This is a genomic window from Pseudomonas sp. MF6776 (genome assembly GCF_016613125.1).
In the GTDB taxonomy this organism is placed as follows: domain Bacteria; phylum Pseudomonadota; class Gammaproteobacteria; order Pseudomonadales; family Pseudomonadaceae; genus Aquipseudomonas; species Aquipseudomonas iridis.
In genome coordinates this window covers 32,076-43,980 of record NZ_JAENSQ010000003.1, presented here as the reverse complement: position 1 = coordinate 43,980, position 11,905 = coordinate 32,076, and the positions used below count along the sequence as shown (strand labels likewise).

The window sequence follows — 11,905 nt, the reverse complement described above, 5'->3', positions numbered from 1 at the left end:
TTTATCTGTATGGATATACAGATAAAAAGGATTGCCGGAAATGACGGGCTTTCCGGGGACGGGTCCAGCACTATCGAAAAATCGATTAGCGCCCTGTCTGTGCCTGTGTCAGGTTTTTTGGCGATTCAACCACGCGAGTGACAGGACGATCTCGCCAGAAGATCGCCGCGGTCTGTCGGAAACTGACTACTCTGAAACAAGGAAGTCCATCCATGGCTCAAGCCAAATCCAAAACCAGCAGCGCCTACGACCAAATCGACACCTTCAGTCATCTGTACGACCGTGGCGTCGGGCTGATCAATGGCAAACCCTCGTTCACTGCTGATCAAGCTGCTGACGAAATCCTGCGCAAAGGCATGTCGTGGGGCGATAAAAACGCTGACGGCAAGATCGACCTCAGCTACACCTTTCTGACCGAAAAACCGGCGAACTACAATCCGAAGCTTGGCAATTTCGGCGAATTCAGTGCCCAGCAGAAAGCTCAGGCCGTGCTGGCCATGCAGTCCTGGGCCGACGTCGCCAATGTCACGTTCACCGAAGGCAAGGGCGGCGAGGGCCACATGACGTTCGGCAATTATGACGTCAGCACCGGTGGTGCCGCGTTCGCTTACCTGCCGAGTGGCGGCAGCTATGACGGCCAATCGTGGTATCTGATCAACAATCAGTACCAGGTCAACAAGACGCCGGATAACGGCAACTATGGTCGCCAGACCTTGACCCACGAAATCGGTCACACCCTCGGCCTGTCGCACCCCGGCGGCTACAACGCCGGTAACGGCAACCCGACCTACGGCGACGCTAAATACGCCGAAGACACCCGCGGCTATAGCCTGATGAGCTACTGGAGTGAAACCAACACCGAGCAGGACTTCAGCAAGGATGGCAGCGGTGCCTACGCTTCTGCGCCGTTAATGGACGACATTGTTGCCGTGCAGAAACTGTATGGCGCCAACTATGAGACTCGCGCCGATAACACCACGTACGGTTTCTACTCCAACACCGGGCGTGATTTTTACAGCGCGACATCGGCGTCGTCGAAGCTGGTGTTTTCGGTGTGGGACGGTGGCGGCGATGACACGCTGAACTTCTCCGGTTTCACCCAGAACCAGAAAATCAATCTCAATGAGGGCTCGTTCTCCGATGTCGGAGGATTGGTGGGCAACGTTTCGATCGCTTACGGCGTGACGGTGGAAAACGCCGTTGGCGGTTCGGGCAATGACCTGTTGATCGGCAACGCAAAGGCGAACTCTCTGTTTGGCGGTGCCGGCGACGACATCCTTTACGGTGGCGGTGGTGGCGATAGGCTGGTAGGCGGAGAGGGTGCAGACACTTTCGTGTTCGGGGCTGCCAGTGATTCGACCAATAACCAGCCGGACTGGATCATGGATTTCAAAAGCGGCCTGGACAAGATCGACCTCACGGGGATCGCCGAGTTTGCAAGTGGTGCCGCCACGTTGAATTTTGTCAGCAGTTTCACCGGCCATGCGGGCGATGCAATCCTGACTTACCAAGCGCAGCACGGTCAGACCGGACTTCTGGTTGACTTGACCGGGCAGGGGCAGGTCGATTTTGCTGTGGGCATGGTGGGGCAGGCGGTAATGACGGATATTGTTGCTTGATCTGAAGTAAAACGGGCCAGTCCCGAACTTGTGGCGGGGGCGCTTGCTCCCGCTCGGCGGCGAAGCCGTCGCAAACTCAGAAATCGCGTTATACCTGACACACTGCGATTGCTGATTTTGGGGCCGCTACGCTGCCCAGCGGGAGTGAGCTCCCTCGCCACAGTTCATTTGTCCTTGGAGAAACCCATGAAAAGCTCAGGCCCCAGCCCCGTTATCTCCCTCGAACAACTTACAGGTTGCCTGCTGGTGAAATTCCACGGCATCCAGGTCGCCGCGTCCTCCCACGTGCTGGTACTGAACGAAGCCAACTATCCGCCCGTGTACTACGTTCCCCGCGAAGACATCGACGAAAAGTATTTCGCCCGCACCGACCACACCAGTTACTGCCCGTACAAGGGCGACGCCAATTACTTCAGCCTGCAGGTGCCGGGGCATGAGGGGGCGAATGCGGTGTGGACTTACGAGAATCCAAAAGTCTCGGTGGCGCCGATCCGCGACTATGTGGCGTTTTATCCGGATCAGGTGAAGTTTGAGGTGATCAAGGCTGATGCCTGAAAAAAGGGTGGCGAGAGAGCAAGCGCTCTCGCCACCGATGGTTCTGGCGTTAACTTCAGTTCTTGTCCAGATCGATATTCTTCGTCTCCCGCAAAAAGATCAGCCCCACCACCAGGCTCACCCCGGTAATCAACACCGGGTACCACAGGCCATAAAAAATATCCCCGGTGTACACCACCAGCGCGAACGATACCGTTGGCAGAAATCCTCCGAACCAGCCGTTGCCAATGTGGTACGGCAGCGACATTGAGGTGTAGCGGATGCGGGTCGGGAACAGTTCGACCATCAGCGCCGCGAGCGGGCCGTAGCACATGGCGGAGATGATGATCAGCGCTACGATCAGGGCGACGATCATCGGTTTGTTGGTCTGCTGCACATCGGCTTGTTGCGGGTAGCCGGCGAGGGTGATTGCGCCGCGCAAGGCAGATTCATCGAAGCCGTCGATTCTCACGTCGCCAACACTGACCTGCACGGCGCTGCCGGCCGGTGCGGCGGCGCTGGAGTAGGGCAGGCCTTGTTTGACCAGGAAGGTTTTGACCTTGTCGCACGGGCTGTCAAATTTCGCCTTGCCCACCGGATCGAACTGGAAGGTGCACGTCGCAGGGTCAGCCAGCACCGTAATCGGTGCCTGACGGCTGGCCTGATCGATCGCCGGGTTGGCGTAATGCGCGAGGGATTTGAAAATCGGGAAGTACAGCACCGTCGCCAGCAGCAGGCCGAGCATCAGTACCGGCTTGCGTCCGACCTTGTCCGACAGCCAGCCAAAGAAAATGAAGAACGGCGCGCCGATCACCACGCTGATAATCAGCAGGGTGTTGGCCAGCGCCGGATCCATTTTCAGAAACTGGGTGAGGAAGAACAGCACATAGAACTGCGCCGCGTAGAAGGTCACCGCTTGCCCGGCGTTGATGCTGAACAGCGCGATCAGCACGACTTTGAGGTTTTCCCATTTGCCGAAGGATTCGCGGATCGGCGCCTTCGAGGTTTTGCCTTCCTCTTTCATCTTCAGATAGGCCGGCGACTCGTGCAGGCTCAGGCGAATCCAGGTGGAAATGCCCAGCAGCACAATCGACAGCAGGAACGGAATCCGCCAGCCCCACACTTCAAACTGATCGCCAGTGAAATAACGGCAACCGAGCACCACCAGCAGCGACAGCAGCAGGCCGAGGGTCGCGGTGGACTGAATCCAGCTGGTATGGAATCCGCGTTTGCCCATCGGCGCGTGTTCGGCCACGTAGGTTGCGGCGCCGCCGTACTCGCCACCGAGCGCCAGGCCCTGAAGCATGCGCAGCACCACCAGAATGATCGGCGCGGCGATGCCGATGCTGGCGTAGGTCGGCAACAGCCCGACACAGAACGTCGCCACGCCCATCAAAATGATGGTCGCGAGGAAGGTGTATTTACGCCCGATCATGTCCCCCAACCGACCGAACACCAGTGCCCCGAACGGCCGCACGATGAATCCGGCGGCAAACGCCATCAGCGCAAAGATGAACGCCGTGGTGTCGTTGACTCCGGCGAAAAACTGCTTGCTGATCACCGCCGCGAGGGCGCCATAGAGGAAAAAGTCATACCACTCGAACACCGTTCCCAGTGATGAAGCGAAGATGACTTTGCGTGTATCCGGGCTGGTTTGCGCGCTGTAGGCGGCGTCCAGAGGCTGAGCGTGTTCTGACATATCGGTATCCCTCACAGTGATTGTTTTTGTTGTTCCACTGGTGTTGCCTGTCCGGGTGATGCTTGATGCCTTGAATTAACGCGGCTCCCTGTAGGAGCTGCCGAAGGCTGCGATCTTTTGACCTTGCTTTTGACCTTGAAAAAATAAAGTCAAAAGATCGCAGCCTGCGGCAGCTCCTACAGGGTTTGGGCCAGTTCCGAAGTTGGTGTGTAGATCCTGGTCGGTGGGTTGATGATCAGCTGCGCGGCCTTCTCGGCAATCATCAGCGTAGGCGAGCAGGTGTTGCCCGAGATGATCCTCGGCATGATCGAGGCGTCGGCAATGCGCAAACCGGGCACGCCGTGGACGCGCAACTGCGCATCGACCACCGCCTCGCCGTCATTGCCCATGCGGCAGGTGCCGACCGGATGGAAAATCGTCGTGCCGATCCGCGCCGCCGCTTCGTGCAGTTGCTCTTCGCTTTGCAGGCTGTCGCCCGGCAAATACTCGACCGGTTTGAACGCTTGCAGGGCAGGGGCGCTGACGATACGTCGGGTCAGGCGGATGGCGTCGGCGGCCACGCGCAGGTCTTCGGGGTGGCTCAGATAATTGGGTTGGATCAGCGGCGCCTCTTGCGGATCCGCCGAGCGAATGTCGATGCGGCCACGGCTCTGCGGACGCAAATCACAGACCGACGCGGTGAAGGCCGGGAAGCTGTGCAACGGCTCGCCAAAGCGCTCCAGCGACAGCGGCTGCACGTGGTATTCAAGATTTGCCGACGTCTGCTCCGGCCCCGAGCGGGCAAATGCGCCCAACTGACTCGGCGCCATCGACAACGGCCCGCTGCGGTCGTACAGATAACGCAGGCCCATGCCCATCTTGCCCCACACGCTGCCGGCGATCTGATTGAGGGTGCGGGCGTTTTCCAGTTTGTAGATCAGGCGCAGTTGCAGGTGATCCTGCAGATTACCGCCAACCCCCGGCAACTCATGAATCACGCCAATGCCGAGGCGTTCCAGTAATGGTCGCGGGCCAATCCCGGAGCGCTGCAGAATGCTCGGCGAGCCGACCGAACCGGCGCACAACACGATCTCCTTGCGCGCCTTGAAGCGTTTCACCTGACCTTCATGACGCGCGCTGACAGAAGAGGCGCGACCGTCCTTGAGCAAAACACGATCGACCTCAACCCCGGTCAGCACCGTCAGATTCGCCCGGTCACGTATCGGTTTGAGAAAGGCTTTGGCCGCGTTCCAGCGCACGCCGGCCTTCTGATTGACCTGAAAGTAGCCGCAACCCTCGTTGTCGCCCTCATTGAAGTCCTCAACAGAGGCAATCCCACTTTGTTCAGCGGCGCTGCGAAAGGCATCCAGAATCGGCCACGACAAGCGCTGTTGTTCGACCCGCCATTCACCCTTGGCACCGTGAAACTCTGCGCTGCCGGCAAAGTGATTTTCGCTCTGCTTGAACAGCGGCAGCACGTCGTTCCAGGCCCAGCCCGGATTGCCTTCCGCCGCCCAGCCGTCGTAGTCGTTGGCCTGGCCGCGCATGTAGATCATGCCGTTGATGGAAGAACAGCCGCCAAGCACTTTTCCGCGCGGATAGCTCAGGCTGCGACCTTGCAGACCGGGTTGCACTTCAGTCTTGAAGCACCAATCGGTGCGCGGGTTGCCGATGCAGAACAGGTAGCCAACGGGGATGTGAATCCAGGCATAGTTGTCGCGTCCGCCGGCTTCGAGCAGCAACACGCGCTGCTGTGGATCAGCCGACAGCCGATTGGCCAGCAAACACCCGGCGGGACCTGCGCCGACCACGATGTAATCGTATTCATCGAGGGAAGTCTGCATTCCCTGACCTCGCTTTTTGTTTTTATTGTCGGACACTCTAGTTGTTAGCTTTCGTTAAAAGAATGTTAGTTTTTGCGCAGCTGCTGTGCGTTTTCGAACAGCCTTGATGACCCTCGCTGACAAGGACACGCCATGTTCGACTGGAACGACCTGCGGTTTTTTCTCGAGCTGCAACGCAGCGGACGCTTGCCCACCGCGGCCCGCCGACTGAACACCACCCACGCTACGGTCGCCCGCCACATTGAGGCCATCGAAAAAAGCCTTGGCACTGCGCTGTTCGTTCAGCACGCCCAAGGCTATGAAATGACCCCGGCCGGGGAGGCGCTGCTAAAGCACGCCGAAGCCATGGAAAACGTCGCGTTGCTGGCTCAGGAAGAAATCACCCAGTCCACCGCGCCACTGGGCAAGATTCGCGTCGGTGTCACCGAAGGTCTCGGCGTCAAGTTCCTCGCCAGTCGCATGATCGGTCTGTTCGAGCGTTACCCGGGCCTGGAAGTGGAGCTGGTCGCGGTGCCGCGCTTCGTCAGCATCCTCAATCGCGAGGCGGAAATCAGCATTCATCTGGAGCGCCCGGCGGCGGACATGCTAGTCACCCGCAAACTCACCGACTACCGCCTCGCGCTGTATGCCAGCCAAAGCTATCTCGACAACGCGCCGCCATTGCACAGCCGCGAAGACCTCGGGCGGCATGCCTGGATTGGCTATGTCGATGATCTGCTGTTCAGTCAGGAACTGATGTTCCTCAACAGCTTCTGCCGCAGCCCTCGCGTGGTGTTCCATAGCACCAGCGTCATCGCTCAGCAGGAAGCGGCGCGTTCGGGGTTGGGCATCGCCGTATTGCCGTGCTACATGGCGGCCCCCGACCCGGACCTGGTGCCATTGCTGCCGGATGAGAGCATCGAGCGCAGTTACTGGATCAGCACGCGAAGGGAATTGCACAAGTCGGTGCGGTTGCGGGTGGTTTGGGATTATGTGGTGGGGTTGTGTGAGGCGGAGCAGGGGTTGTTGCTCGGATAGTTTTGCCAGCATCAAACCCTGTGGGAGCGGGCTTGCCCGCGATGGCGGACTGACATTCGACATCGGCTTTGCCTGACCCACCGCTATCGCTGGCAAGCCAGCTCCCACAGGGGGCATCGGTGTTTGTGGGTCAGGTGGGATCATTCCAGGGTTGATTAATATATGGATATCCGTATATTCGGATCTCCATATGTACGAAGCCTATCCCATGATCACGCCCACCGATGTCTTCAAAAGCCTGGCTGACGAGACCCGCGTCCGCGCCACCCTGTTGATTGCCGATCAGGGTGAGTTGTGTGTTTGCGAGCTGATGTGCGCCCTCGACGACAGTCAGCCAAAGATCAGCCGTCATCTGGCGCAACTGCGCAGCAACGGTCTTCTGCTCGATCGCCGTCAGGGGCAATGGGTTTATTACCGCCTCAATCCGGACCTGCCGGATTGGGTGCACGAGATCCTGCAAGTGACGTGCAAAGCCAATGCCGATTGGCTCAAGGACAACGCCTCGCGTTTGCAGAAGATGGATGGACGTCCTGTCCGCGAAGCGGCGTGCTGCTAAATCATTAATATCTGCTGGAGCGACCCATGCGAATCCTGTTCATGTGCACGGCCAATAGCTGTCGCAGCATCCTCAGTGAAGCTATGTTCAACCACCTGGCGCCCTCGGGATTCGAGGCGCTGAGTTCCGGAAGTTTCCCCAAAGGCCAGGTCTTGCCGCGCAGTCTCTTGACCTTGCAGCAGGCCGGCATTGCCACCGATGGCTTGTACAGCAAGGGTAACGACGCCTTCGAAAGTAACCCGCCGGACATCGTCATCACCGCCTGCGACAAGGCTGCCGGTGAAACCTGCCCGGTGTACTTCGGCCCGGCACTGAAGGCCCATTGGGGGCTGGAAGATCCGTCCGAAGTCACGGGCGACGAAGCGGCGATCGACGCTGCTTTCCGCGCCACGTTGGCGCGCATCGAGCAACGCTGCAAAGCCTTCCTCGAACTGCCCTTCAATCGCCTCAGCCGCGACGAACTCAAACTCGAACTCGACCGAGTCGGTACGCTTTAAGGAGGCATGACAATGTCAGAGCACTTGCCCAATCTTGATCCAACCCTGTTCGAAGGCTTGCCAGCCTCCGCCTCGGGCGAGCACAAACCACGCATCCTGTTGCTCTACGGATCGACCCGCGAGCGCTCGTTCAGTCGCTTGCTGGTAGAGGAGGCCGCGCGCCTGCTCGAGCACTTTGGCGCCGAGACGCGCATCTTCAATCCGTCCGGTTTGCCACTGCCCGACGACGTCCCGGTCGACCATCCGAAAGTGCAGGAATTGCGTGAACTGGTGTTGTGGTCGGAAGGCCAGGTCTGGTGCTCGCCGGAACGCCATGGCGCGATGTCGGCGGTGTTCAAGGCGCAGATCGACTGGGTTCCGCTGGAGCTTGGCGCGGTTCGCCCGACTCAGGGCAAAACCCTGGCAGTGATGCAGGTTTGCGGCGGCTCGCAGTCGTTCAACGTGGTCAATCAACTGCGCGTGCTGGGTCGCTGGATGCGCATGTTCACCATCCCCAACCAATCCTCGGTGCCGAAGGCCTGGATGGAGTTCGACGAAGCGGGGCGGATGAAACCTTCGCCGTATTACGACCGGGTCGTCGATGTGATGGAGGAACTGGTGAAGTTCACGGTGCTGCTGCGCGACCGCCAGGACTTTCTGGTTGATCGCTATTCGGAGCGCAAGGAAAGCGCCGAGCAACTGATGGCGCGGGTCAATCAGCGCTCGATTTGACCGCGAACCTGGCCCGCCCGGTATTTGCCGGGCGGGCTTTTTCATGTCCGTCGGGCGGTGAAACTAAAACATCTGGCCAGGGGTCACTCAATCTACGGAGGTCAATTCAACCCGAACGACCTCGACCCTCGAAGACGCTGCCGTGGCCACACACCTGGATCGCCGAAACAACCTGTCGTTGGACAGCCTGAATTTCTTCCTTGCCGACGTACGCGACGGCCTCGGTCCCTATCTGGCGATTTACCTGCTGGCGGTTCACCACTGGGACCCGGCCAGCATCGGCCTGGTGATGACCATCGCCGGGATCGCCGCGCTGATCACCCAGACACCGGCGGGCGCCCTGGTCGACAACACGCGCTACAAGCGGGCATTGATCGCGATTGCCGCGTTGCTGGTTACCGGCAGTTGCCTGCTGCTGCCGTTCGTTGCGTCATTCAGTCTGGTGACATTGACTCAAGCCCTCAGCGCCGTCGCCGCGTCGATCTTCGCGCCGGCCATCTCGGCGATCACCTTAGGCATTACCGGGCCACGCGCCTTCACCCGGCGCACCGGCCGCAACGAAACGTTCAACCACGCGGGCAACGCCTGCGCCGCCTTGCTGGCCGGATTGTTTGCCTACCTGTTCGGCCCGGTGGCGGTGTTTTACCTGATGGCGGTGATGGCGTTGGCCAGCATTATCGCGGTCGCCTTTGTCTCGCCGGCGGCCATTGACCATGACCTGGCACGGGGCCTGGATCCCGGCGGTGCCGGGCATGGCGCGCAGCCCTCGGGGTTCTCGGTGTTGCTCAAGAACAGGCCGCTGCTGATGTTCGCCGTGTGCTGCGCGTTGTTCCACCTGGCGAACGCGGCCATGCTGCCGCTGGTGAGTCAGAAACTGGCACAGGCCAATCTGCAGATGGCCACGCCGCTGACTTCGGCGTGCATCGTCGCCGCGCAACTGGTAATGGTGCCGGTCGCCTTGCTGGTCGGGGCCAAGGCCGATGTCTGGGGGCGCAAGCCGTTGCTGCTTGCCGGGTTCCTGATTCTGCCGTTGCGCGGCGTACTTTACGTGCTGTCCAACGACCCTTGGTGGCTGGTTTCGGTGCAGTTGCTCGATGGCATCGGCGCCGGGGTTTTTGGCGCGCTGTTTCCGGTGGTGGTGAAAGACCTGACCCTCGGCACCGGCCACTTCAATATCAGCCTGGGTGCGTTGTCGACGGTCTTTGGCCTCGGCGCGGCCTTGAGCAATGGTCTGGCCGGATTTGTGGTGCAGGCCGCCGGCTACAGCGCCGCATTCCTGACCCTGGCGGCTGTGGCCGCAGCGGCGCTGATGCTGTTGTGGCTGACAGTGCCGGAAACGTTGCCGCGCTCGACTGTGCAGGATGATCTGCAGGAAATGCCCCCGCCGCTAATCGTGCCGTGAACCTGGCAGCCGGATCATTGGCCGTCAGGAATCGACAGCGTCGCGTGCAACCCACCTTCTTGCCGATTGACCAGGGTAATACGTCCGCCCAAGCGCGTAGCAATGGTGTTGACGATGGTCAGCCCCAATCCCGCGCCCTGTGCATTGCCCCGGCTGTAGAAGCGTTCGAACAGTCGGGCGCGATCCGCCTCATCGATTCCCGGCCCCTGATCGTCGACGCTCAAATGACAGAAGCCGTCGGCTCGGGTCAGGGTCACGGTGATGATGCCGTGCTCCGGGGAAAAGTTGGCTGCGTTGGTGATCAGGTTGTTCAACGCGATGTCGAGGGCGGCGGCGCTGGCCATGACGTGGAACGGTTCGGCGCTGTCCTCGAAGGTCAGTTCCAGCTGTTTGCTTAACAGCCACGGCGTCAGTTGCACCAGGCTGTTGCGCACGGTTTCGCTGAGGTCGATGCGTTGCAGCGGCGGCGGATCGGATTTCGGTTCGAGGCGTGCCATGGTCAGCAATTGGTTGACCAGACGGCTGGTGCGGTCGACGCCGGAGATCAGAAATTCCAGGGATTCGCGGCGCTCCTGCTCGGTGCCGGCCTCCAGCAGGTTTTGCGCATGCACGCGCAGCACCGCCAGCGGAGTGCGCATTTCGTGGGCGGCGTCAGCGATGAAGCGGCGTTCGCGGCCAAGCACTTCCTGAATCTGCGCGAGCATGCGGTTAAGGGCAGCTTGCATCGGCTCCAGTTCGCTGGGTAGCGGCGTGAGTTGCAGTGGCTCCAGCGAACCACTGTGGCGGGCGCGCAGGGTGGCGGCCATGTTAGCCAGTGGCTTGAGGCCCCAGCCGATGGCGAGCCAGATCATCGCCGCCAGAATCAGGCTGCCGAGCATGTTCGGCCACAGCGTATGCCGCACGATGCGGTCGACCAGATCGGCGCGCACATCATCGCGCTCGCCAACCCAGATGCGCAGGCCGTTCTGCTTGTCTTCCAGCATGAACGCCCGCCATTGCCGGCCTCTCAAATCCACCACGTCGCTGAAGCCCGGTCGGGTCGGTGGTGCGGTGAAGGAGGGCGCGCTGGCGGTGTGTACCAGCACTTCACCTCTGGGGTTCCATACCTGAAAGGCGATCTTGCTTTCGTAAGGATGGCCATCCACCCGTGGCTTGGCTTCGCCCAGGGCCTGATTGAACGCTTGATACAACTGCGCGTGTTCGGTACTCGCCATCGGCATGCGCATCACGCCTTGCAACAGACGCGCGTTCTGCGCCAGTTGAGCATCGTAGACTTCAGCGATTTCGTGGTTGCTGTCATGCACATTGAACGTGCTGAGCACTGCCAGGCCGGCCAGCAGCAGGCCGATGATCAGCGTCAGCGTGCGGCGCCGGATTGAAGTCATCGACGCTCCTCCACCAGATAACCCACGCCACGGATGGTGCGGATCAGGTCGGTGGAGAACTTTTTGCGCAGGTGATGGATGTGCACTTCCAGAGTGTTGCTTTCGGCTTCCTCGTTCCAGCCGTAGAGCAACTGAATCAGTTGATCGCGGGTCATCACCCGACCTGGCGGCGAGAGCAATTCGTGCAGCAACTGATATTCCTTGGGGGTAAGCGCCACAGGTTGGCCCTGATAACTGACCTGCTGGGTACCGGGGTTGAGGCTGATGCCGGCGTGTTCGATCAGTGCCTGAGCGCGCCCGGCACTGCGCCGCAACAGAGCGCGCAATCGCGCCTTGAGTTCAGCCAGATCGAACGGTTTGACCAGATAATCGTCGGCCCCGGCATCGAGCCCGGCGATGCGGTCTTCGGTGGCATCGCGTGCCGTAAGAATCAGCACCGGCAGATTCGAACCGCTGTCGCGCAAACGGCGCAGCACTTCGAGGCCGTCCATGCGCGGCAGACCGAGATCGAGTACCGCCAGGTCGAAGGTTTCACTGAGCAGTGCATGCAACGCACTGCTGCCGTCCTTGAGCCAGTCGACGGTGTAACCCTCACGCCCCAGCGCCTGATGAATGCCTTCACCGAGCGCGACGTCATCCTCAATCAGTAATAAACGCACGCG

At 60.3% G+C, this 11,905-nt stretch carries 11 protein-coding genes; 7 read left to right on the top strand and 4 right to left on the bottom strand.

What is annotated here, in order from left to right:
• Positions 1 to 212: 212 nt before the first annotated feature.
• Together JJD74_RS04015 and JJD74_RS04010 are read left to right on the top strand one after the other, a co-directional pair.
• Positions 213 to 1,619: a serralysin family metalloprotease gene (locus tag JJD74_RS04015; RefSeq protein ID WP_200611599.1), complete on the top strand. Its 1,407-nt coding sequence runs from the start codon at positions 213 to 215 to the stop codon at positions 1,617 to 1,619.
• A 186-nt stretch (positions 1,620 to 1,805) separates the two neighbouring features.
• Entirely contained in the window at positions 1,806 to 2,174 is a 369-nt protein-coding gene (locus JJD74_RS04010) for a DUF427 domain-containing protein (protein ID WP_042559614.1), read from the top strand.
• 55 nt (positions 2,175 to 2,229) lie between these two features.
• Here the strand turns inward: JJD74_RS04010 and JJD74_RS04005 are convergent, their stop codons facing one another.
• Positions 2,230 to 3,852, bottom strand: a complete 1,623-nt coding sequence (locus tag JJD74_RS04005; protein ID WP_047301808.1) for an MFS transporter — start codon at positions 3,850 to 3,852, stop codon at positions 2,230 to 2,232.
• 176 nt (positions 3,853 to 4,028) lie between these two features.
• Positions 4,029 to 5,675 carry a GMC family oxidoreductase gene (locus JJD74_RS04000; protein ID WP_200611597.1) on the bottom strand — a complete coding sequence of 549 codons (1,647 nt, stop codon included), beginning with the start codon at positions 5,673 to 5,675 and terminating at the stop codon, positions 4,029 to 4,031.
• A gap of 132 nt (positions 5,676 to 5,807) precedes the next feature.
• On the opposite strand from JJD74_RS04000, the gene JJD74_RS03995 reads away from it, so the two are divergent.
• From JJD74_RS03995 to JJD74_RS03975, 5 genes are all read left to right on the top strand, one after another.
• Positions 5,808 to 6,692, top strand: a complete 885-nt coding sequence (locus JJD74_RS03995; protein ID WP_200611595.1) for a LysR family transcriptional regulator — start codon at positions 5,808 to 5,810, stop codon at positions 6,690 to 6,692.
• A gap of 208 nt (positions 6,693 to 6,900) precedes the next feature.
• Positions 6,901 to 7,248, top strand: a complete 348-nt coding sequence (locus JJD74_RS03990) for a metalloregulator ArsR/SmtB family transcription factor (protein WP_200611592.1) — start codon at positions 6,901 to 6,903, stop codon at positions 7,246 to 7,248.
• A gap of 26 nt (positions 7,249 to 7,274) precedes the next feature.
• A complete protein-coding gene (locus tag JJD74_RS03985; RefSeq protein WP_200611589.1) occupies positions 7,275 to 7,745 on the top strand; it encodes an arsenate reductase ArsC in 471 nt (156 codons plus the stop codon).
• Between the two features lie 12 nt (positions 7,746 to 7,757).
• Positions 7,758 to 8,456 (top strand): arsenical resistance protein ArsH, encoded by a 699-nt coding sequence (gene arsH, locus JJD74_RS03980; RefSeq protein ID WP_047301804.1) that lies wholly within the window; start codon positions 7,758 to 7,760, stop codon positions 8,454 to 8,456.
• Between the two features lie 142 nt (positions 8,457 to 8,598).
• On the top strand, positions 8,599 to 9,858 hold the full coding sequence (locus JJD74_RS03975) for an MFS transporter (protein ID WP_200611586.1): 1,260 nt from the start codon (positions 8,599 to 8,601) through the stop codon (positions 9,856 to 9,858).
• A 14-nt stretch (positions 9,859 to 9,872) separates the two neighbouring features.
• Here JJD74_RS03975 and JJD74_RS03970 read toward each other — a convergent pair whose 3' ends face one another.
• Positions 9,873 to 11,243: an ATP-binding protein gene (locus JJD74_RS03970; RefSeq protein WP_200611583.1), complete on the bottom strand. Its 1,371-nt coding sequence runs from the start codon at positions 11,241 to 11,243 to the stop codon at positions 9,873 to 9,875.
• On the bottom strand, positions 11,240 to 11,902 hold the full coding sequence (locus JJD74_RS03965) for a response regulator (protein WP_042559606.1): 663 nt from the start codon (positions 11,900 to 11,902) through the stop codon (positions 11,240 to 11,242). The genes JJD74_RS03970 and JJD74_RS03965 overlap by 4 nt, the downstream gene beginning before the upstream one ends.
• Positions 11,903 to 11,905 lie beyond the last annotated feature (3 nt).